Here is a 21,671-nt window from a genome sequence, read left to right as displayed (position 1 = left end):
TTTAGATAAGTTTATTGATTTGCATAAGCTTTTTCTATAGGTATAAGTCTGCTTGGCTGGTAAACATTTCCTTGTACAAGCCATCTTTTTTCATAAGCTCTTCATGACTTCCTTCTTCGCTAATGCATCCCTTATCGCAGACTATAATCTTATCTGCATATTTGGTTGATGAAAGTCTGTGGGAGATGAAAAGAGACGTCTGGCCTTTGGAGATTTTTAGCATGTTTTCAAATATTTCCTCCTCGCTTCGTGGATCTAGGGCACTTGTAGGCTCATCCATTATGAAAAACTTACCCTCATGATACATGGAACGGGCAAGGGCTAGTTTTTGGCCGATTCCTCCCGAAGGCTCAACTGATTCGTCTGAGAATAGGTAGGTTAGGAAGGTGTCTTCTTTATCTACTAATTTATCAATCCAACTCGCGAGCTTAAGTAGGTCAAAAGACTTATCCATCTTCTCGTAATCCTTATCTTCTATCTCATCTTTTAGCATTCCTGTAATATTTTCGCTTATCCTAAAAGGAAAGAGCCTAAAGTCCTGGAAGGTAGGGGATAGGATCTTGTAGTATTCTTTTGTATTAATGTCCTTGATATTTATATCATTTAGGTAAATATTTCCCTCACTAGGTTCGTAGAACTTGCATAGGAGCTTGACTATAGTCGACTTACCGGCACCGTTTTTGCCTACAAGGGCGACTGTCTCACCGTTTTTTATCTCAAAAGTAGCATCCTTTAGGACATAGTCTTCACTTGCTGGGTACTTAAAGGATACATTATCAAATCTTATCCTAACTTCACTTGTATCGATATGGTCGATATGACCCTTATCGAGGAGACCTTCTTCCATTTCAAGGAAGTCAAAAAATACTTTTAGTTGAGCATTTACAGAAATTACTTTAGCATAATTTTGCTGGATAAGGTTAGTTGCATTTATTACCTGGATTAGGGAGTTAAAATACATAGTGAAATTTGCAAGACTAATTGTCTTATCTATTAATTTATAGGTCAGGTAAATTAGAGTCAAGATAATTGAGCCATTGGCGCTTACATTCATAATCCCTGTGTAAATCCCGTTTTTGTTGAAGTAATCGGTTGATGATTTTATCATCTCTTTTTGGTAGTAATCCGCTTTTTCAAGGACCAAATCTTGACCATCGTAGATTCCTATATCCTTAAAATATCTTAAGTCAGCGGCGAAATTAGAAAAAAATCTATAAGATCTAAGATCAGAAATGTTATTTTCCTGGTATTTCAGCTCGTTTTCTTTTATCAGTTTAACTAATTTTTTATTAATCAAAATTAATAATAGCAATAAGATAAGAATTGCAGGATTTAGCCTTACAAGTATTCCCAAAGATAAAATTCCTGTAATCACAGCTGATATTACCAAAACTATTATGTCATAGAGGGTGTACATCTCCCAAACGGCATAGTGGGCTTGTTCCATCATGTCCTGGATTTCCTTGGAATCAGATTTTTCTATGGGAAGCCTTAGGGATTTTTGCGCAATCTTAAAAGTTAGTTTATCTGACATATCTTCAAAGGTCAGGGTCAGATAATTATTTAATCCCCTGTAGGTAACTTCTTTGATAAAACTTAGAATCAAAACCAAGGCACCAAGGCCTAGGCAATAGGAAAATCTTTTTTGTCCCATAAGCTCATCTATGATTAGCTTTGGAGCGAAAATATTTATAAGAGGTAAGAATCCAAGAATTAGGTTTGTAATTATAACTCTAACGCTAAAACCTGGATGAACTTTGTCTATTTCTTTAAATAGCTTTCGTATATTTTTCATAAGACCTCCTTGTAATTGTCTGCTTGAAGATTGTAGAGATCTTTATAATCTTTGCATGTCTTCATTAATTCATCATGAGACCCCTTTGCGATAATCTTGCCATCCCTAAGATAAATTATCCTGTCACAAAACTTGGTAGAAGCAAGCCTGTGGGAGATAAAAATCGATGACTTGTCTTTTGTAAGATCATCATAGAGCATATATAGTTCTCTTTCGTTAAGGGCGTCAAGTTGGGCTGTTGGTTCATCTAGAATAAGAAGTTTTGCCTTAGATTTTGCTATAGCACGGGCTAAAAATAGCCTTTGCTTTTGGCCACCTGATAAATCGACCCCATCATTGTCTAAAATCCTAAGAAGAGTTTGATCATCCTTTTTCGCATAGGTATTTATGATTTCATCTAAGTGGGTCATCTTGTAAATATCATCTAAATTCTTATTTTTAGTTGACATTAGAATATTTTCCTTAAAGGAAAATGGCAAAAGATTTGAATCTTGAAAGACAGCTGAGATTAGCTTTTTATAGTCTATATGGGATTTCTTAATATCTTCTCCATTTATTAAAATCCTACCTTCTGTAGGTTCGTACAGACCTGCAAGAAGTAGAGCTAGAGTTGACTTACCGGCACCATTTTCACCTACAAGAGCGATTGTTTCAGAGTCTTTTATCTTTAGATTAAGATTTTCTAATACATAGGTATCTGTTCCTGGATATTTAAATGAGACATCAGCAAGGGTAATTTCCATTTGGTCTGGATAAATTTCTTCTTTTTCATCCTTGTAGACATCTGTAACCTTAAAAAATGGCTTAAACATGGTAAAGTTTCTCTTGATATCAGTAAAAAACCACGTTGTTTGGTGGTTAAAGGCAATAAAGGCAAATATCGCTGTAAAGTAGACATAGAAATTTGCCACTGATATTCTACCAGATACAAGGCCTGTCATCAGCCAATAGATTATAAGACCATCTCTTATCAAGTTTATAAGATTTGCTAGGGTAAAAAGTCTTAAAGTCTTTGTGTTGACTTCTCCTAGGCGATTTATCCTATATTTATTTGTTTTGCCATAATAGGATTTAAAAATCGTTATTGTATCAAAAATCAAAATATCTTGCTTTGATAGGGGAGATTTCATTTCATTATTAAGCTTTGCAAACTTATCCCAATTTGGACTCACTTCATCCCAGTATCTGTTATAAGATTTTGGGACTTGGTTTAATATTGCCCAAGAAAGGCCAGTTAGGATTAGTGTTGTGATTAAGACCCAAAGATCCATTGTAGTAAATATCCACAAAAATCCACCTATAGAGATAAGCATAGAAAAAATATTTGGCAAATCCATCATAATGCCACCAGCTCCAAGCCAAGGCGATTCTACAGCCTTCATGGCATCACTTATTTTTTCTGATTCGGATTTTTCTTTTTTCTTTGCATAAGGGAGATAGAGTGAGTACTCTGTGATCATATTCATTAGCTTATAGCGGACGTGATTCATCCTCATGCGGTAGTTGCCCATGATAAATGAATCAAAGAAGCTAATTAAAGATGATATAAAAAATAAGCCTATAAAGAAAATTGGGAAAATCTCTGGATTAGTAGAGTAATTTTTCAATATAAAGGCAGGTGAAATAATCCATAAGAAGGGCTTGATCCCCACAAATAGACCGTAAAGTGCGATTAGTAAAAACATAAGTGGCTCAAGTTTGGCCATCTTTCTCGTTAAAAATTTAAATTCTGTCATATTTCTCCTTGTTGTTAATCGTAAGGATCAAGGAGTATCCTGATACTTACTATAGTTAGTTAATTTTTACATCCAATCTTGCTTTTTTGTTCATTTTTCTTTCTCCTTTCTTAATGATGACTTTATTCTAGCACAGAAAATCTATTTACGCAATAGTGCTTTAATAGAAAAAACCGTATTTCTGCGGCTAATTTCTTATAATTATTTAGTTTTTGGGGAAAGCATTAATCATTTTCCTGCTTTAAAGCTTACTACAGTATTGTTTTCTTCGACTAAGCATTCTATTATTTCAAAGGATTTGATCTTGTAGGTATTATCAAAAGATATTAAATTATTTATAGTTTTTCCTATAGATTTAAGCTCTACGATTCCTTTATCAAGACTTAGACTAAGTCCCTTGTCTATGGCATAATTTATGAGTTCTTCAATAAGACTTGGGTCGAAGTCACGTGAAGGCTTGGTGATTATGATATCGCCATAATCTTCGTAAAGTTTGAAGCTTATCCTATCAGCCTTGTAATAGGTAGAGAAGAAAATTTTAAATAGAGAAAAGCTAGTTGCGTAGTAGAGATTGTGAAAGCGGGCCTCCTTGTCAAGAGATAGGAGGAGATTGGTCCTATTTTCCCTTCCTTCAACTAGATGGATTATATTATCCTTCTTTTTTTCTACAGAAAGGACCTTACTTCCCCCTATATGGCCTGGCTCGTCCAAGAGGGTATCGTTTTGGGGCATAAATATAGTCTTGTCCAAGATAAGATAGGTGTTGTTATTTACAAATTTCTTGGATAGGACCTTTGCTCTAACGTCTGTTATTTCTGGAAATTTTTCGTAAATCTTAGTCATAATATACCTCTCTAATATTATATCATATGATATAATAAAAAAGAGGCAATTATGCGAAAAAAGATTCTTTTATTTACCTTAGGTCTCCTTTTGGGCCTTTTGATATTTATTAATTATGAAAATTTGAATATTTTATATATACTTACAGGATGTATTCTGATAAGCCTTCTATCAGTCTATAGGAAAAGCAATTTGATCTATATGGCTATTGGGATCTTTCTGATCTTTTCCCTATCTTCTATAAAGTTTAAAAGTCAGATGGGAAGTATTGAGGATAAGGGGAAGTTTAATCTCACAGTCCTAGAAAAAAGGAAGGAAGATTACGGCTTTCGATACTTCTTACAGACAAAAGATGGCATAAGAGAGAGCAAAGTCCTTGCCTTTATGGACGAAGACTTAGCTATTGGAGAATCCTTTGTAGGGTATGGGAAAGTTAAACTTCCTTCTACAAACACCAACCCCAATCTATTTTCTTACAGGAAGTATCTGGCTAGCAAGGGGATTTTTAAGGAAATTAAGATAGAAAAGATCGATCAAAGAAGAAGGACTCGAAATTTTCCTCTGGATATGAGAAATTCATTTTATAATTATATCCATAAGACTTTCGATAATAATTTAAGTAAAAGATCAGCTGACTTTGTCGTTTCTGTTATCCTTGGGGAAAATCTTATAGAAAATGATTCGATAAGGGACCTAGGTCTAAGCCACATCCTTGCTGTAAGTGGACTTCATATGGATATGCTATTTTTCTTTATCCTTATTTTGTTTGGAAGATTTAACTATAGGTACGCCTATGGCTTTGGACTTTTCCTTGCCCTTATCTATGGATACCTAATAGGCTTTCCCTTTTCAGTAATTAGGGTGATAGGCCTAAATGTGATTTCTTTTTTGGCCTTTTTGTATAATAAGCCCATGGATAAAATAAAAGCTTTATTAATAATAGGATCTGGGATATTACTAATTAATCCCTTCGCTGGTCTAAATGCTGGTTTTATTTTGACCTTTGCGGCAAGCTTTGCAGTCTATTTAGTCTATCCAAAGATTAAAAATCACTTTAGCAAATCCTACATAGGAGAAAGCCTCGCCTTTACTAGCTCCATCCAGCTTGCTCTTTTTCCCTTTATGATTTATTATTATGGGAGCTTTAACCTGGTAAGCATACTGGCAAACTTTCTAATCCTGCCTGTCTTTAGCCTTTCTATGTATATAATATTTATAATAATATTTGCCTATCCCCTATTAGGAAGTTTCCTTAAGCTATTATTTATTGGACTTAACTTTCTTGTTGAAAGCATATTAAATATGACAGAACTTTTAAATAAGATCAAATTCCTTGCCCTAGATTTCAGAAAGCCTCATATCTTACTTGCATTTTATGGATTTATCCTTATCATAATAATGTTAAATTTAGGAAGAAATAGGGCCAAGGCTCATGCAAACATCATCCCCCTATCGATTATGGTCTTGATATTTTCACTAGGAAAAGAGAGGGGAGAGATTAGCTATCAGATGATAGATATTGGCCAAGGAGACGCCTTTTTATTAAATGATAAGGGATCTTACTATATGATAGATGTAGGAGGCCCCAAATACAAAAATTATGATTCAGGAGAGAAAATCCTCCTTCCCTACCTTAAGTCACTTGGAATTAGGGAGATTGAAGGGATATTTATATCCCATGAGGATAAGGATCATATGGGAAATCTGGACTTAGTTTGGGATAATTTCCAGGTTAAAAATGTCTACACTAATAAGCTTAATGAGGATTCTCTTAGAAAATATAAGCCCCATATCCTAAAAAAGGGAGATAGGATTAAGCTTAAATCAGGCTACATTACTGTTATAGATGAGGGCTACGATTCTAATGAAAATGCAAATTCTATGGGGCTGATCCTTGATATAAGGGGAGTTAAGATAATGACCTTGGGAGATTTGCCGAGTGAATTTGAAAAAAATATAAAAGATACAGCTCATATATTAAAGCTCTCCCACCATGGATCAAAGACTTCTACTAGGAGGGACTTTGTGGAGCAAGTAAATCCTAAAATCGTCCTAATTTCTGCAGGAAGAAATAATGTTTACGGCCATCCCCACAGGGAAGTTTTGGATAATGTATATGACAGAAAGATTTATAATAGCCAGACAGATGGGATGGTCGAGATGAGATTTAATAAGGACTTTGAGATAGAGAGATTTCTTAAGGGAGGATATTTTAGATGAATTACATGGAATTTATGAAAAAATTTCTAGACAAGGATATAAGTGGAGTCTATTTGTTTGACTCTGAGGAGGACTTTCTCACTGACTCCATTATAGAAGAAGCAAAAAATCAGGTAAGCATCCCTGACTTTAACTTTATAGATTTAAAGGGAGGGGAGGATTATGAAGTAATCAAAAACTCAATAGAAACCCTGCCTGTAATGGAAGATAAGAAGATCATTATCTTAAGAAACATAGACCTATCCAAGGCAGGGCTTAAAAATTACAAGGATCTTATTGATCACTTAACAGCTGATATAGACAACTTTCCAGACTATGCTAGCTTGTTTATAATATCAGATAATCCTCCCTTCAAGGGGAAATTTTATAAGAAGCTCGCTAAAACTGATTCCCTTGTGAAAATCGAAAGACTTGATAAAAACGAACTAAAATCTTTTATAGGAAAGAAGTTTACAAGGGCAAATAAAAAAATCAAAAGATCGCTTATAGATGATATTATAAATAGATTCTCTTATCTAAATAAGGATAGTGAGATAAAATTATATGATGTTTCCAATACCATAGATAAGATTATCGCAAACTCGGCAGATGAGATAGTTAGACCAGAGGACGTAAAGGATCAGCTTGACGAGATTTTAAATCTTAATATCTTTAACCTAACTGATGCTCTGTCAAGTAAGGATGGGAAAAGGTCGATTGAAGTCTATGAGACTATGAGAAAATCCGGCGAAGATCTTTTTATGATCTATCATATGATTATAAGACAAGTGAGAAACCTTATAGGAATTAAATCCTTAACTAGTCGTGGCTTCAATGATACTTTTATACAAAAATCCTTGGGCATATCTCCTTTTGAGCTAAGAAAGGTCAAGGGTTTTGCTAGAAATTTTAGCCTAGAAGAGCTTTTTAGCCTACACGATACTCTCTTCGATATGGAAGTTAGACAGAAAAGCGGGGCCTTTGATATGGACCTAGAACTTAAAATCCTTATAGGAAAAATTAGCAAATAAAAAATGAGTGATTATCAGTAGACATATGTGAGGATCCGATACTGATATTCACTCATTATTATTATGCATTTACTTGATTTAGAGCCTTAGCTAATCTTGATGTTGTTCTTGCAACTTTGTTTTTGTGCATTACGTTCTTAGCTTCAGCTTGTTTTAATCTTTTGTCAGCTTTCTTAAAGATAGCAGTAGCTTTTTCAACGTCTTTTTCTTCGATAGCTGCGTCAAATTTCTTGATTAGTGTTTTGATTTCGCTTTTTCTAGATTTGTTTCTTAGAGTGTTTCTTCTAGCGACGTCGATTCTCTTTTTACTAGATTTAATATTTGCCATTTAACTTTCACCTCTTTCCCGAACATTTTTGTTCGACTGATACATTTTACCATAAATTAGGATATTAAACAAGGATTTTTTTAAAATTGTTCAATAATTTGGAAGAAAGAGAAATTTAGTATATAATTTAATAGAAATGAGAGGTAAATATGAGTGAAAATAATAAAAAATCTAAAAGCGACAGCATACTTTATGCAATTTGGGATTGGGTGAAGACCATAGGAATTGCCCTAATTATCACCATACTTGTAAAGATGTTTATCATGGATGCTACTAAAGTTTCAGGAAAATCTATGCTAAATACCCTCCACGATGGGGATATTCTCCTAGTAGATAAGATAGGAAGTAGGCTTAGAGACTATAAAAGAGGCGATATAGTTATACTTAAAGCACCAGATCATCCAAATAGACTTTATGTCAAAAGGATTATTGGCGAAGAGGGAGATACTATTAAGATTGAAAATGGCAAGGTTTTTGTCAATGGACAAGCGCTTGATGAAAACTATACATCAATACCAGAAACAGACTCTTCAACTGAGATTAGTGAATGGACTTTGGGAGCTGATGAGTTTTTTGTGATGGGAGATAATAGGATTCCTGGAGCAAGCAACGATTCTAGAAGCTTCGGACCTATATATAAAGATAGACTTGTAGGCCATGCCTTTGTAAGATTCTATCCGATAAATAGGGCAGGTCTTATAGATCACAATCCATACCCAGATGAAGAATAAGGAGCTATATGAAAAGGAAAGAAAATATTAGAAATTTCTCGATCATTGCCCACATCGACCACGGCAAGAGCACTCTTGCAGATAGGCTAATAGAAAAAAGCGAAAATCTATCACAAAGAGAGATGTCTAACCAAATGCTCGATGATATGGAACTTGAGCAAGAGAGAGGAATAACCATAAAATTAAAGTCAATCAAAATTCACTACAAGGCTAAGGATGGCGAAGTTTACGAGCTAAATCTAATAGATACTCCAGGACACGTCGACTTTAATTATGAAGTTTCAAGATCACTTAAGGCGTGTGAGGGAGCAATCCTTGTTGTTGATGCAAGTCAGGGAGTAGAGGCTCAGACCCTTGCAAATACTTACCTTGCCCTCGAGCAAGACCTAGAGATACTGCCAGTACTTAATAAAATCGACCTCCCATCAGCAAGGCCAGACGAAGTAAAAAGAGAAATAGAAAATGAGATTGGCCTCGATGCGGATAATGCACCAGAGATATCTGCAAAGACGGGACTAAATATAGAAGATGTCCTAGAAGATATAGTTGCCAATGTTCCAGCCCCAGAAGACCATGATGATAAGCCCCTTAAGGCTTTAATTTTCGATTCATATTATGACTCTTATGTAGGGGTAATATGTTATGTAAGAGTTTTTGAAGGTGTTGTAAGACCTGGTGATGAGATTGTCATGATGAATACAGGCAAAAAATACGAGGTAAACACCGTAGGCTACACCATGAAGCAAAGAATAGCTACAAAGGAGCTTAGAAGCGGTGATGTAGGTTTTATCGAAGCAAGCATCAAGGAAGTAAAGGATGCTAGAGTAGGTGATACAATAACTACTATAACAAACCCTACAGAAAAGCCCCTATCTGGCTACAAGGAAGTCCTTCCTATGGTATATTCTGGAATTTATCCTGCAGAAGGAGAAAGCTTCGACAAGCTACGTGATTCCCTTGAAAAACTTCAAGTAAATGACGCAGCCCTAGTTTTTGAGCAAGAAAACTCACAAGCCTTGGGAGTTGGTCTTAGGGCAGGATTTCTTGGTCTCCTTCACATGGATATCATAACCCAAAGGTTAGAGAGAGAATACGACCTAGATATCATTGCGACAGCCCCATCAGTAATCTATGATGTAAAACTTAAGGGATCTGATGAGATGTTAGAGCTACAAAACCCTAACGACTTCCCGGACCCAACAGAAATAGACTATATAGAAGAGCCGATTACAAGATCTGAGATAATCACCCCTAAAGAATATATAGGTCAGGTAATGGACCTTGCCCAATCTAGAAGAGGTGAGTTAATTGATATGACCTATATAGATGAAAATAGGGTTTCAATTAAGTACAAGATTCCTCTAAACGAAGTAATTTATAACTTCTTTGATTCCCTTAAATCAAGATCAAAGGGCTATGCTTCTCTAGACTATGAGCTAATAGGCTATGATAAGTCTGACCTTGTTAAGCTCGATATATTAATAAACGATCAAAGAGTAGATGCCCTATCATTAATAGTTCATAGAGATAGTGCCTACGCTAGGGGACGTGGAATTGTTGAAAAGCTTAAGGAAGAGATTCCAAGACAACAATTTGCAGTGCCAATACAGGCTGCAGTTGGAGGCAAGGTTATAGCAAGAGAGACTGTAAGAGCTCTAAGAAAAGACGTTATAGCTAAATGCTACGGCGGTGATATTTCAAGAAAGAAAAAGCTTCTTGAAAAGCAAAAAGAAGGTAAGAAGAGAATGCGTCAGTTAGGAAACGTAGAAGTTCCACAAGATGCCTTCCTCGCTGTCCTCAAACTAGATGATGATAAGTAATTTACTGAAATAGGCATAAGAGCCATAGATATTAAAAAATTGTAAGTTTAAGCAATCCCAGGGGTTGCTTTTTCTTTAAGGAGTTTTATGAATATAAGTCAAATAAAAGAAAAGTTAAAAAAGGACGAAAGAAACAAAGCCTACAGCGAAAGGGGAATTGATCCTATCTTTCAGGTAAAGGAAGATTCTAAGATTTTAATAATAGGCCAAGCTCCAGGAAAAAGAGTCGAAGAAACAGGGATATTATTTAATGATAAGAGTGGTGAAAGACTAGTAGATTGGCTTGGAATTGATATGAAAACTCTTCATGGAGGTGATTTTTCAATAATTCCTATGGATTTCTATTATCCAGGCAAGGGCAAGTCGGGTGATAAGGCTCCGAGAAGATTTATAGCGAAGGAATATCATCCCTATCTACTAGAAAATCTTAAAAATATAGAACTTACGATTCTCATAGGGGCTTACTCACAAAAATTTTATTTAAAGGATAATTTCAAGAAAAATCTCACTGAAACTGTAAAATCCTTTGAGGACTATCTGCCTAAATATTTTCCTCTAGTCCATCCAAGTCCCCTAAATAATAGGTGGATGGCCAAAAATCCATTCTTTGAGAAAGAAGTTCTCCCAGATCTAAGAAATCTTGTAGGAGAAATCCTATAAATTATTATTCTTAAGAAAATTGGGTATAGTGATAATGTTGATAGTAATTATCATTAAGGAGAATTTATGGAAAATTTAGATAAGAAGATTTATAAAGTAAAGATTTTGGATATAAAAGATGAGTTTAAGAATGTAAAGACCTATACTCTAGAAAAGCCAGAGGGCCTTAGCTGGGAGGAAGGATCAAGCTTTCATCTAGCAATCCCTGGTTTTAATGAGGGAGGAGAGGTTAATAAGAAACTCGTCCACCACCTTAGCATCAATACCCTCACAGATGATGATACAGTTAATTTTACGACCAAGTTTTCTATAAGAAAGTCCGACTTTAAGAAGGCTCTTTTAGAAAAGGAGGTGGGAGATTATCTAGAATTCTTTAAGGTCAGATGCCATATGAAGCTTAGAAGGGAAAATAGACCTATCGTCCTATTATCTATGGGAATTGGCCTTACTACCATGAGACCTTTGATAAATAAATTTAAGAAAGATCCAAGTGGGATTCCTGAACTTTTGAGCATCAATGTAGCAAGAAAGGACAATCACCTATTTGAGTCTGAGATTTCTAAGGTAGATGATAAGGTATTTAGACAAGTTTGGGTCGACTCTAGAGCAAACTTTTTTGAGACCCTAAGGGATATGGAAGTTAAGGATTCAATCTTTTATATCGTAGGAAGCAATGAGTTCCTCCTAGATAATATAGTAACTCTTAGAGAGCTTGGAGTTGACGATAAGGACATAATGATTGATTTAAATGATAAGAAAAGAGCGACCATGTTTATGGCAGCTAAAAACCATGAGTTTTTGTAGGAGATATTATGAAAAAGTTAAGTGCTAATATTTTGGATGGAAAGTTTGAACATTTAATAGACGAAGATAAATTACAAGTGACCCACTTACAAATAAAATCTGGCGAAGAAATACCAAGTCATAAGTCTGATAAGACTGTAATAGTTGTGATCTATGAGGGAAAGGTTGATTTTACAGGAGAAGACGGAAAAGATATTATTCTTCCTGGTGATATAATAAGAATGGATCCAAATGAAAGCCATTCCCTTAAGGCAATACAGGATAGTGACTTGTTAGTTATAAAGGCGGCGATTTAAGACGAAAGTCGCCTTTTTACATAGGAGAAATTATGAAAATAAATACAGATAAGATTACTCTAAAAGGTGAAAGGATAAAACTTAGAGCCTTTAGGGAAGGTGACCTAGACGATTTCTATAATTATGCCAAAACTCCAGGACTTGGAGAGGCAGCTGGTTGGTTTCACCATAAGTCAAAGGAAGAAAGCAAAGAAATCCTAGACACATTTATAAAAGATAAGAATATCCTAGCTATAGAAAAAGACGGTAGGGTCATAGGATCAATTGGAATCCACAAGTATGATGAAGAATTTTTTGATAACTTAACTGACAAGAAGGCAGCAGAGCTTGGTTTTGTCTTAGCGACAGACTTTCAAAATCAGGGAATAATGACAGAAGCCTTGGAGATTCTTATTTCCTACTTGTTTGACGAAGTCGGACTAGAGACCCTAGTAGGAGGTTTTTATAGAGGCAATTTTATATCTAAAAAGATTCATGAGAAATTAAATTACAAGTATTATTCCTCACATTTGACAAAAACAAATATGGGAACTATGGAAGTAACTCATGAATATATCCTTAGCAAAGAAGATTTTAAAAATTATTTAGCTAATAAAACAAAAGAAGAATCCGAAGACGGCAAGAAGGAAGAAGATAAATCTAAAGAAGAATACGATAAGCAAGTTATCTATCACAAGGACTTAAAATTGGGAGAAGAGGTCCTCATTAAGACCAAATACCCAAATACCCTAATCTTTGTAAGGATTGGCCTAATCGAATATAAGTCTGGGTTTTATCCAGGAGGAGACCTTTTAAAGCTTGATAATGAGAGAGAAATCAAATTAAAGGGCCTTAGTGATAGTGAGATAATTGTAGTTGAAAGTGATTTGAGATAGAAATTTATGAAAAAAGTTGGCTGCTACATCCACATTCCCTTTTGCGAGAAAAAATGCTATTATTGTGACTTTGCAGCATTTGAGGGACTTGAGGCTTGGATTGATCCTTATATTGACAATTTAATAAAAGAAATCCGTCTCTACAAGGAAAATATGGACCTCGCTATCGATACTATCTATATAGGAGGGGGGACTCCTTCTTATATTGATCCCCTCTACATTGAGAAAATCCTAAGAGAAGTTAGGGGATTTGATACAGATATCAAAGAATTTAGCCTAGAATGTAATCCGAATTCCATAGACTCTGATAAGTTACAAGCCTACAAGGATTTGGGTGTGACTAGGATTTCTCTTGGAGTCCAGTCCTTTGACGATAAGGTCCTAAGAAATATTGGGAGAAACCATAATAAAGAAATTGCCATTAGAGATATTAAGCTAATCAAAAGCTTTGGCTTTGACCTATCCTTCGATCTAATGCTAAATCTACCTGGTCAAGACCTTGCTTCTGTCAAAAAGGACCTAGAAATGGTGAAGAGACTATCGCCAGACCATGTTTCTCGGTATTCATTAATCCTAGATAAGGGATCTAGATTTTATGCTTTAGATAAGAAGGGTAAGCTAGACTTAATGGAGGATGACCTCGAGGTCGATATCTTTTCATATCTTGTTGATGAATTAGATAAATTGGGCCTTAAAAGATATGAGATATCCAATTTCGCAAGAAAGGGTAAGGAATCAATTCATAACAAGAAATACTGGAATATAGATGACTATATAGCCTTTGGCCTAGGAGCTTCGGGATTTTTATCTAATAAGAGATATAACAACACTAGAAATTTTGTAAAATATGATAAGGCTCTTAGACAAGGGAAATTCCCCCTTGTATTTGAAGAATTTATAGATAAGGATGAAAGAGAGAAGGAATATATTATCTTTAAGCTTAGGGAGAGAGAGGGAATAAATTTAAGAGAATTTAAGGAGAAATTTACCTGTGATTTCCTAGTTAAATATCAAGATGTGCTAGAAAAATTCGAGGGCCAGGACTTTTATAAGATAGATGATAATTTCTATTTTACTAAAAAAGGAATGAGTCTTTCCAATGAATTCTATATTGAAATCATTTAAACTTTAGTGAATTATATTTTTCTAAGTGGGTAAATATCTTATAGAACATACAAGGAGATTATATTATGGAAATTAAAAAAGTTACTGTTGCAGGAGGTGGAGTTTTAGGAGCTCAAATTGCCTATGCCGCTGCTTTTCACGGTTTTGACGTTACTATATGGGGAAGAAGCGAAGGTTCCATTGAAAGAGCTAAGCCAAGGATTAATAAGGTATATGAGACTTATACTAAAGAATTGGAACTTGCACCTAGATACATCGGAGCAGAGTTTCCTAATTATCCTAGGTCGTTTTTTGATGATGTCAAGGATATAAATTTAGAAAAAATCGAAGAGTTAAAGAAAAATAACGAAAAAGCCTACAAAGATTTAAAATATACAGTCGACTTAGAAGAGGCCTTTGCTGATTGTGATCTTGTTATAGAGGCTATAGCAGAGAAAGTTGACGAGAAAAGGGCCTTTTATGAGAAGATTAAAGATATCTTAAAGGATGATGCAATACTTGCTTCAAACTCTTCAACTTTTATGCCATCAATGCTTAAAGACTTCACTGGAAATAAAGAAAGATTCCTTCACTTACACTTCGCAAACAATATCCATAGACAAAATCTTGCAGAAGTTATGGGTCATGACACTACAAGTAAGGAAGTGATAGATACTGTAGCTCAATTTGCAAGAGATATAGGAATGTATCCAGCTATTATAAAAAAAGAAAATCCTGGTTATATCCTAAACTCAATACTTGTTCCTCTTTTAGATGCAGCTCTCGCTCTTTACGGAGATGATATTGCGGAGCCAAAAGATATAGATATGGACTGGAAGATTGGATCAGGTTCGCCAAAGGGTCCTTTCGAGATGATCGATATAATAGGAATTACTACCGTAATTAATGTTACAAGCACTAGGGAAGATGCTAAAGATCCATCATCTCCTATGGGCAAGGCTCTAAAGAAACTTAAAGAAAGGGAAGCCAAGGGACTTAAGGGAATTGAGACAGGAGAAGGCTTCTACAAATACAAATAAATTAATAATGCTTCTGAGCTTAAGTCTTGGGAGCATTTTTATTGTCCACTTAAGTGAGTTGAGCGAACGAAAGAGAGCGAAACAATAAACCACCCGCTATGCAGGTGGAGGGATTAAGCTTTAGCTTCAAGCACCAAGAAAACCTCCTTAAAGTATAATTGTGATAGTCACATGCACAATTAAACAAGGAGGTTAAAACTTGGACAAGAATAGTTTATCACATACCAAATGGAGATGTAAATACCATATAGTTTTTGCACCAAAATATAGAAGACAAGTAATATATAGACAACTAAGAAAAGATATAGGCAGTATACTTCGAGAATTATGTTCAAGAAAAGGAATAAACATAATAGAAGCAGAGCTATGTCCAGATCATGTACACATGCTGGTAGAAATATCACCAAAATATTCTGTATAACAAATAATGGGATATTTGAAAGGGAAAAGTTCATTAATAATATTTGATAGACATGCCAACCTAAAATATAAATATGGAAACAGACATTTTTGGTGTAGAGGATATTATGTAGATACAGTGGGAAGAAATGAAAAGAAAATAAAAGAATATATACAAAATCAATTAAGAGAAGATTATTACACTGACCAAATAAGTATAAAGGAATATTATGACCCGTTTACGGGAAAGTCAGTAAATAAGAACAAATAAAAAAACTGCTTAAGCAGTAGTTGGGATAGTGGTGCATGTGACAGAATACTCGACAGCCCCAATAGGGGCGTGCCGGTATTCGCGCCTTATAGGCGCTGTGCAAACTACCAGCTAAGCTGGTAGTTTTGATTATAGTAGTTGATGTAAGTATTTTTTGCTATAGTAAAAATATAGGCCTTAATATTTCTAGTATTTTCTATTTTCTTACTATTATTTATGACTTTTAGAAAAGTTTCGCTTGTTATATCCTGGGCTACGTCCTTATTTTTACTCAAAGAGAGCAAAAATCTATAAACATCTTCAAAGTATATTCTATATATTTTTTCGATATCCATTTTGCCCTCCTCACTCTTTTTGATATAATAATATTATCAAATATTAAAGGAGATGCCATGAGAAATAAAGAACTTTATGAAAGAATATTTTTACGAACAACAATTATTATTTTAACCATATTATTTTTATTATTCCTTGCACCAGCCCTATTAAATGCCCTCATGCCCATAATACTAGCTCTAGTAATCGTGGGATTATTGGCACCATCTATAAGAAAGATTGACCATATCCTGCCAATCAAACACAAGGCGGTATCCTACCTGCTTGGTACAATCCTGCTCTTGCTTCTATTATTTTTCTTGATATGGTTTGTTCAGTTTATAGTAAATCAAGTCTCTGGCTTGGTAGGTAATATCATTAGCAATTGGGATAAGATTGTATCTTCTGTAAATACTTGGATCAATGATGCCAATTCACAGATTAACCTCATGCCAGACTATGTATCAAACACAATAAGGTCTGGACTTAAGTCTTTGTATGAATGGTTGGGTAGCTTACAAAAAAACGCAATCAATATTACCTTTGGCTTTACCCAAGCTTTTATAAATACCTCCAATGAAATAATATTTTTTGTGATTACTTTTGTAGTTGCATTTTATATAATACTTGGCGATATGCAAAATGTTTATGATAAATACCATCTATTGATACCAGAAAAGTCAAAGAATAACCTTTCTTTGATAAGGACTGTCTTTAAGAATTCAACCTGGAATTATATAAAATCCCAACTAAAACTAGCCTTTCTGTGCACAATAATAATGGCGATTTTCCTGTTTTTCATAGGCCAACAATACTTCATGCCAATAGCCCTAATATTAGGATTTGTAGACCTACTTCCTATGATTGGTCCTATAATAGTCCTCTTGCCATGGTCAATAATAGAACTACTTATCTTTGATAATACCATAAAATCCTTAGGACTATTGATTGTATTGACAGCTTGGACTGGGCTTAGACAAGTCATAGCTCCAAAGGTAATAGGAAGTTCTGCAGATATACACCCAATTCTATTAGTTATAGCTCTTTATGCTGGACTTAAACTTTTTGGAGTGATGGGAGCCATATTGTTGCCAGTTGTATTTATATTTATTGTAGGAATTTATAGGTCTGGAATAATTGATAATTGGATTTATGATTATAAACTATTTTTTAAATATATTAGTGATACATTAAACATTGGAAAAAGAAAACTGGATATTCCAGATGAAGAAAATTAAAAATTAAGTATAGTGTTCTTAGTGATAACAATTATCAGTAAGGAGATATTATGGATAAATTTCAAGTTAAGATTTTGGATATAAAAGAAGAATACAAGTATGTATGGACATATACCTTAGAAAAACCCGATGATTTAAATTGGGATGAGGGTTCTAGCTTTCATCTGGCTCTACCAGGTTACGATGAGACAGGAGAGGTAAATAAAAAAACTAATTCATCACTTAAGTATAAACACACTTACAAGTGAGGGGAATATTAGATTTACTACAAAAATTCCTATAAGAAAATCACCTTTTAAGAAGACTTTATCGTCTCTTAAGATTGGAGATACAGTAACAATTTTTAAGCTAAAATCTCACATGTCCTTAAAAAGAGAAAATAGACCGCTTGTTGCCCTTTCTCAAGGTCTTGCAATGTCAACTATTAGGCCACTTATAAAAAGATTTGAAGAAGATAACACAGATATTCCAGAATTCATAAGTGTAAATGTAAATACCAAGGATACTCATCTTTACGAAAGTGATTTTGAAAATATTGACGGATCACTTTTAGTCAAATATTGGCTAGATAGTAGAAGCGACTATCTTGAGGAAATAAAAGAGCTTGCTAATGATAGGTCAGACTCATATTTTTATGTGGTTGGTAGCGAAAATTTCTTGTTGGATACTCTATTTGTTTTATTAGAAGAAGGAATAAGTGAACAAGCCATTGTTATCGATAAGGATAAGGAAAAAAGAGATATCTTTTTACAAAGCTTAGAAAATTATAATATTATATACTAAAAATTGATGGCATTGCCATCTTTTTTTATATAAAGGAGAAAAAATGGAAAAAGTTGGATGCTACATACATATTCCTTTTTGTCAAAAAAGTGCTATTACTGTGATTTTTGTGCATATATGAATGTAGAAAATAGGGTTGAACCCTATATAAAAAATTTAATAAAGGAAATTAAGCTCTACCAAGAAAGACTAAATATAGAAATAGATACTATTCACATAGGTGGGGGTACTCCTTCTTATGTAGATGCAAAATATATTGAAGAAATAGTAAATGAAATAAAGAAATTTAAGATAGAGAAAATAAAAGAATTTACCATAGAATGTAATCCAAACTCTATATCTAAGGAAAAACTAGCAATCTATAAGGATATTGGTATCAATAGGATTTCTCTTGGTGTCCAATCTTTTGATGATGAAGTCTTAAAAGAAATTGGCAGAAATCATACAGCGGATATTGCCCTAAAAGATATAGATATGATCAGGGATGCTGGCTTTGACAACTTATCCTTTGACCTCATGCTCAATCTTCCAAGGCAAACTTATAAGTCTGTTAAAAATGAACTAGCTATGGTAAAAAAGATTTCTCCTGAACACATATCATGGTATTCTCTTATTCTAGAAGAAGGATCAAGATTTTATGCTTTAGATAAAAAAGGGAAGCTAGGCTTGATGGAAGATGACCTAGAGGTAGTTATATTTTCATATCTTGTTGATAGCTTAGATAAATTGGGACTTAAAAGATATGAGATATCCAATTTTGCGAAAGCTAGTAAGGAGTCTATCCATAACAAGAAATATTGGAATATAGATGATTATATAGCCTTTGGCCTAGGAGCTTCGGGATTTTTGTCTAATAAGAGATATACCAACACTAGAAATTTTGTAAAATATGACAAGGCTATTAGAGAAGCTAGGTATCCTATCGTTTTTGAAGAATTTATAGATAAGGATGAAAGAGAGAAGGAATATATTATCTTTAAACTTAGGGAGAGCGAGGGAATAAATCTAAGAGAATTTAAGGAGAAATTTGCCTGTGATTTCTTAGTTAAATATCAAGATGTGATAGAAAAATTCAAGGACCAGGACTTTTATAAGCTTGATGATAATTTCTATTTTACTAAAAAAGGAATGAGTCTTTCCAATGAATTCTATATTGAAATTATTTAACTTTAGTGAATTATATTTTTCCAAGTGGGTAAATATCATATAGAATATACAAGGAGATGATATTATGGAAATTAAAAAAATAACTATTGCAGGCGGTGGAGTTTTGGGAGCTCAAATTGCCTATGCCGCTGCCTTTCACGGTTTTGACGTTACTATATGGGGAAGAAGCGAAGGTTCGATTGAAAGAGCTAAGCCAAGGATTAATAAGGTATATGAGACTTATACTAAAGAATTGGAACTTGCACCAAGATACATCGGGGCAGAGTTTCCTAATTATCCTAGGTCGTTTTTTGATGATGTTAAGGATATAAATTTAGAAAAAATCGAAGAGTTAAAGAAAAATAACGAAAAAGCCTACAAAGATTTAAAATATACAGTTGACTTAGAGGAAGCCTTTGCTGATTGTGATCTTGTTATAGAGGCTATAGCAGAGAAAGTTAATGAGAAAAGGGCCTTTTATGAGAAGATTAAGGATATCTTAAAGGATGATGCAATACTTGCTTCAAACTCTTCAACCTTCATGCCATCAATGCTTAAAGACTTCACTGGAAGGGAAGAAAGATTCCTTCACTTACACTTCGCAAACAGTATCCATAGACAAAATTTAGCAGAAGTTATGGGTCATGACACTACAAGTAAGGAAGTTATAGATATTGTAGCTCAATTTGCAAGAGATATAGGCATGTATCCTGCTATTATAAAAAAAGAGAATCCTGGTTATATCCTAAACTCAATACTCGTTCCTCTATTAGATGCAGCTCTTGCTCTTTACGGAGATGACATAGCAGAGCCAAAAGATATAGATATGGATTGGAAGATTGGATCAGGTTCACCAAAGGGTCCTTTCGAGATGATCGATATAATAGGAATTACTACCGTAATTAATGTTACAAGCACTAGGGAAGATGCTAAAGATCCATCATCTCCTATGGGCAAGGCTCTAAAGAAACTTAAAGAAAGGGAAGCCAAGGGACTTAAGGGAATTGAGACAGGAGAAGGCTTCTACAAATACAAATAAATTATGAATGCTTCTAAGATTAAGTCTTGGGAGCATTTTTATTGTAGTTGATAGAAATATTTGCTTTATTAGTTTTACTCAATATAGCTTATACATAACTTGTAAATATATTTATTTTTAACTTGACAATGGTTTTAGACTAAGTATACTATAATTAGCAGTCGGAAGTAAAGAGTGCTAAAAGGAGTGAGAAGCTTTGAAAGATAGAAGAACGCAAATACTTTTCTCTATCATAGACTCATATATCTTTAAGGGAGAGCCAGTTGGCTCTAAGTCTTTGGCTGATGATTACTCATTTGATGTATCGCCGGCTACTATAAGAAATGATATGAGTACTCTAGAGAAAAAGGGATTCTTGAAGAAAGCTCATACATCTAGTGGCAGATTGCCTTCTGATAAGGGTTATAGACTATTTGTCGACTACCTTTTGGAAAATGGCCTTGTGGGTGTTAGTGACAATTACGATGTCAAAAATATCAGACAAGTTCTCGATAAGAGATACCACAATGCAAGTGACATCATTGAGACTGCGACCAAAACTTTGGCAGCTATGACTAATCTTACAGCTGTATCAGTAAGTTACAAAAAAGAAATTTCAAAGATTGTGAGCATTGAACTGATAAGGGTAAGCGAAAACTTCCTCTTACTAATAGCAGTTTTTGATAATGGTTCTTTGGTAAATGATCAGATTATCTTAGACTTTCCTATAAGTGATGAAGACCTAAGGAATATTAATCTGATATTAAGTCACGAACTAGTTGGACTTAAGCTTTCTGATATCAACGAGAAGCTAGTCGAGCTTGAGGAGAAAATCCTTAGAAATTATAAAAATCTTGTCGATATAATTGGAACAAGGATTGATAGGAATGCTAAAGATGGAAATGATAGGGATGTCAAAATCGAAGGAATTGGTAATATCTTCAATTTCAAGGAATTTGATGATTTATCAAAGGCTAGAGATCTCATCAAACTGTTTGATAGTAAAGATGATATAAGAAGTCTTTGGTCAGATATTGAAGATGATAGTTTAGTAATTACTATTGGCGAAGAAAACGCAATAGACTTACTGAAAGATACCACTATAATCACATCGTTTTTCAATGTAGACGAAAATACAGTTGGAAAGATTGGAATTGTAGGCCTTACAAGGATTAACTACAGGGATGTTATAGCGAGTATCAAGATGATTTCTGACTTATTAAACGAGTAAAGGAAGGT

At 34.3% G+C, this 21,671-nt stretch carries 21 protein-coding genes and 1 pseudogene; 17 read left to right on the top strand and 5 right to left on the bottom strand.

The features are described from left to right. Positions 1-34: 34 nt before the first annotated feature. The 3 genes from APRE_RS06050 to APRE_RS06040 all read right to left on the bottom strand — a co-directional run bounded on the left by APRE_RS06050 (position 35) and on the right by APRE_RS06040 (position 4,374). Positions 35-1,795, bottom strand: coding sequence for an ABC transporter ATP-binding protein (locus APRE_RS06050; RefSeq protein ID WP_015778114.1), 1,761 nt, complete (start codon positions 1,793-1,795; stop codon positions 35-37). Then, on the bottom strand, positions 1,792-3,531 hold the full coding sequence (locus APRE_RS06045) for an ABC transporter ATP-binding protein (RefSeq protein WP_015778113.1): 1,740 nt from the start codon (positions 3,529-3,531) through the stop codon (positions 1,792-1,794). The genes APRE_RS06050 and APRE_RS06045 overlap by 4 nt, the downstream gene beginning before the upstream one ends. Positions 3,532-3,759: 228 nt before the next feature. Next, positions 3,760-4,374, bottom strand: coding sequence for an alanyl-tRNA editing protein (locus APRE_RS06040; RefSeq protein ID WP_015778112.1), 615 nt, complete (start codon positions 4,372-4,374; stop codon positions 3,760-3,762). A 51-nt stretch (positions 4,375-4,425) separates the two neighbouring features. Between APRE_RS06040 and APRE_RS06035 the strand changes: the two genes are divergently transcribed. Both APRE_RS06035 and holA read left to right on the top strand, forming a co-directional pair. Continuing rightward, positions 4,426-6,594 (top strand): DNA internalization-related competence protein ComEC/Rec2, encoded by a 2,169-nt coding sequence (locus APRE_RS06035; RefSeq protein ID WP_015778111.1) that lies wholly within the window; start codon positions 4,426-4,428, stop codon positions 6,592-6,594. After that, positions 6,591-7,604: a DNA polymerase III subunit delta gene (gene holA, locus APRE_RS06030; RefSeq protein ID WP_015778110.1), complete on the top strand. Its 1,014-nt coding sequence runs from the start codon at positions 6,591-6,593 to the stop codon at positions 7,602-7,604. The genes APRE_RS06035 and holA overlap by 4 nt, the downstream gene beginning before the upstream one ends. A 61-nt stretch (positions 7,605-7,665) precedes the next feature. Here the strand turns inward: holA and rpsT are convergent, their stop codons facing one another. Further along, positions 7,666-7,932, bottom strand: a complete 267-nt coding sequence (gene rpsT, locus APRE_RS06025) for a 30S ribosomal protein S20 (RefSeq protein WP_015778109.1) — start codon at positions 7,930-7,932, stop codon at positions 7,666-7,668. 149 nt (positions 7,933-8,081) lie between these two features. On the opposite strand from rpsT, the gene lepB reads away from it, so the two are divergent. The 9 genes and pseudogenes from lepB (at position 8,082) to tnpA (ending at position 15,932) form a co-directional block, all read left to right on the top strand. Further along, the gene (gene lepB / locus APRE_RS06020) at positions 8,082-8,663 is read left to right on the top strand and encodes a signal peptidase I (RefSeq protein ID WP_015778108.1); all 582 of its coding nucleotides are present in this window, start codon (positions 8,082-8,084) and stop codon (positions 8,661-8,663) included. 8 nt (positions 8,664-8,671) lie between these two features. Beyond that, a complete protein-coding gene (gene lepA / locus APRE_RS06015; protein WP_015778107.1) occupies positions 8,672-10,483 on the top strand; it encodes a translation elongation factor 4 in 1,812 nt (603 codons plus the stop codon). Positions 10,484-10,570: 87 nt separating this feature from the next. Continuing rightward, on the top strand, positions 10,571-11,143 hold the full coding sequence (locus APRE_RS06010; RefSeq protein WP_015778106.1) for a uracil-DNA glycosylase family protein: 573 nt from the start codon (positions 10,571-10,573) through the stop codon (positions 11,141-11,143). 66 nt (positions 11,144-11,209) lie between these two features. Beyond that, on the top strand, positions 11,210-11,947 hold the full coding sequence (locus APRE_RS06005; protein ID WP_015778105.1) for a ferredoxin reductase domain-containing protein: 738 nt from the start codon (positions 11,210-11,212) through the stop codon (positions 11,945-11,947). Positions 11,948-11,955: 8 nt separating this feature from the next. Next, positions 11,956-12,243: a cupin domain-containing protein gene (locus APRE_RS06000; protein WP_015778104.1), complete on the top strand. Its 288-nt coding sequence runs from the start codon at positions 11,956-11,958 to the stop codon at positions 12,241-12,243. A gap of 32 nt (positions 12,244-12,275) precedes the next feature. Further along, complete coding sequence (locus APRE_RS05995; RefSeq protein WP_015778103.1) at positions 12,276-13,118, top strand: GNAT family N-acetyltransferase; 843 nt, start codon at positions 12,276-12,278, stop codon at positions 13,116-13,118. A 6-nt stretch (positions 13,119-13,124) separates the two neighbouring features. Beyond that, on the top strand, positions 13,125-14,243 hold the full coding sequence (gene hemW, locus APRE_RS05990; protein ID WP_015778102.1) for a radical SAM family heme chaperone HemW: 1,119 nt from the start codon (positions 13,125-13,127) through the stop codon (positions 14,241-14,243). Between the two features lie 65 nt (positions 14,244-14,308). Beyond that, positions 14,309-15,262: a 3-hydroxyacyl-CoA dehydrogenase gene (locus APRE_RS05985; RefSeq protein ID WP_015778101.1), complete on the top strand. Its 954-nt coding sequence runs from the start codon at positions 14,309-14,311 to the stop codon at positions 15,260-15,262. Positions 15,263-15,461: 199 nt separating this feature from the next. Beyond that, positions 15,462-15,932, top strand: a pseudogene (tnpA, locus tag APRE_RS05980) (IS200/IS605 family transposase). A 104-nt stretch (positions 15,933-16,036) separates the two neighbouring features. On the opposite strand, the gene APRE_RS05975 reads toward tnpA, so the two are convergent. Then, complete coding sequence (locus APRE_RS05975; protein WP_004815884.1) at positions 16,037-16,267, bottom strand: RNA polymerase sigma factor; 231 nt, start codon at positions 16,265-16,267, stop codon at positions 16,037-16,039. A 57-nt stretch (positions 16,268-16,324) separates the two neighbouring features. Between APRE_RS05975 and APRE_RS05970 the strand changes: the two genes are divergently transcribed. The 6 genes from APRE_RS05970 (at position 16,325) to hrcA (ending at position 21,663) form a co-directional block, all read left to right on the top strand. Beyond that, a complete protein-coding gene (locus tag APRE_RS05970) occupies positions 16,325-17,485 on the top strand; it encodes an AI-2E family transporter (protein WP_015778100.1) in 1,161 nt (386 codons plus the stop codon). A 50-nt stretch (positions 17,486-17,535) separates the two neighbouring features. Beyond that, a complete protein-coding gene (locus APRE_RS09935; protein ID WP_015778099.1) occupies positions 17,536-17,733 on the top strand; it encodes a hypothetical protein in 198 nt (65 codons plus the stop codon). 112 nt (positions 17,734-17,845) lie between these two features. After that, positions 17,846-18,268 (top strand): hypothetical protein, encoded by a 423-nt coding sequence (locus APRE_RS09930; RefSeq protein WP_015778098.1) that lies wholly within the window; start codon positions 17,846-17,848, stop codon positions 18,266-18,268. Between the two features lie 117 nt (positions 18,269-18,385). Then, entirely contained in the window at positions 18,386-19,435 is a 1,050-nt protein-coding gene (gene hemW / locus APRE_RS05960) for a radical SAM family heme chaperone HemW (RefSeq protein ID WP_245941921.1), read from the top strand. A 64-nt stretch (positions 19,436-19,499) separates the two neighbouring features. Continuing rightward, a complete protein-coding gene (locus APRE_RS05955; protein WP_015778096.1) occupies positions 19,500-20,453 on the top strand; it encodes a 3-hydroxyacyl-CoA dehydrogenase in 954 nt (317 codons plus the stop codon). Positions 20,454-20,649: 196 nt separating this feature from the next. Further along, positions 20,650-21,663, top strand: coding sequence for a heat-inducible transcriptional repressor HrcA (gene hrcA / locus APRE_RS05950; protein WP_015778095.1), 1,014 nt, complete (start codon positions 20,650-20,652; stop codon positions 21,661-21,663). Positions 21,664-21,671: the final 8 nt, after the last annotated feature.

The sequence above is a fragment of the Anaerococcus prevotii DSM 20548 genome (assembly GCF_000024105.1).
GTDB lineage: Bacteria > Bacillota > Clostridia > Tissierellales > Peptoniphilaceae > Anaerococcus > Anaerococcus prevotii.
This window is presented reverse-complemented; position numbering and strand designations above follow the sequence as displayed.

Bases quoted from the DNA above. Each gene is read 5' to 3' on its own strand.
- APRE_RS06050 (WP_015778114.1), bottom strand. From the start codon at position 1,795: ATGAAAAATATACGAAAGCTATTTAAAGAAATAGACAAAGTTCATCCA.
- APRE_RS06045 (WP_015778113.1), bottom strand. From the start codon at position 3,531: ATGACAGAATTTAAATTTTTAACGAGAAAGATGGCCAAACTTGAGCCA.
- APRE_RS06040 (WP_015778112.1), bottom strand. From the start codon at position 4,374: ATGACTAAGATTTACGAAAAATTTCCAGAAATAACAGACGTTAGAGCA.
- APRE_RS06035 (WP_015778111.1), top strand. From the start codon at position 4,426: ATGCGAAAAAAGATTCTTTTATTTACCTTAGGTCTCCTTTTGGGCCTT.
- holA (WP_015778110.1), top strand. From the start codon at position 6,591: ATGAATTACATGGAATTTATGAAAAAATTTCTAGACAAGGATATAAGT.
- rpsT (WP_015778109.1), bottom strand. From the start codon at position 7,932: ATGGCAAATATTAAATCTAGTAAAAAGAGAATCGACGTCGCTAGAAGA.
- lepB (WP_015778108.1), top strand. From the start codon at position 8,082: ATGAGTGAAAATAATAAAAAATCTAAAAGCGACAGCATACTTTATGCA.
- lepA (WP_015778107.1), top strand. From the start codon at position 8,672: ATGAAAAGGAAAGAAAATATTAGAAATTTCTCGATCATTGCCCACATC.
- APRE_RS06010 (WP_015778106.1), top strand. From the start codon at position 10,571: ATGAATATAAGTCAAATAAAAGAAAAGTTAAAAAAGGACGAAAGAAAC.
- APRE_RS06005 (WP_015778105.1), top strand. From the start codon at position 11,210: ATGGAAAATTTAGATAAGAAGATTTATAAAGTAAAGATTTTGGATATA.
- APRE_RS06000 (WP_015778104.1), top strand. From the start codon at position 11,956: ATGAAAAAGTTAAGTGCTAATATTTTGGATGGAAAGTTTGAACATTTA.
- APRE_RS05995 (WP_015778103.1), top strand. From the start codon at position 12,276: ATGAAAATAAATACAGATAAGATTACTCTAAAAGGTGAAAGGATAAAA.
- hemW (WP_015778102.1), top strand. From the start codon at position 13,125: ATGAAAAAAGTTGGCTGCTACATCCACATTCCCTTTTGCGAGAAAAAA.
- APRE_RS05985 (WP_015778101.1), top strand. From the start codon at position 14,309: ATGGAAATTAAAAAAGTTACTGTTGCAGGAGGTGGAGTTTTAGGAGCT.
- APRE_RS05975 (WP_004815884.1), bottom strand. From the start codon at position 16,267: ATGGATATCGAAAAAATATATAGAATATACTTTGAAGATGTTTATAGA.
- APRE_RS05970 (WP_015778100.1), top strand. From the start codon at position 16,325: ATGAGAAATAAAGAACTTTATGAAAGAATATTTTTACGAACAACAATT.
- APRE_RS09935 (WP_015778099.1), top strand. From the start codon at position 17,536: ATGGATAAATTTCAAGTTAAGATTTTGGATATAAAAGAAGAATACAAG.
- APRE_RS09930 (WP_015778098.1), top strand. From the start codon at position 17,846: ATGTCCTTAAAAAGAGAAAATAGACCGCTTGTTGCCCTTTCTCAAGGT.
- hemW (WP_245941921.1), top strand. From the start codon at position 18,386: ATGAATGTAGAAAATAGGGTTGAACCCTATATAAAAAATTTAATAAAG.
- APRE_RS05955 (WP_015778096.1), top strand. From the start codon at position 19,500: ATGGAAATTAAAAAAATAACTATTGCAGGCGGTGGAGTTTTGGGAGCT.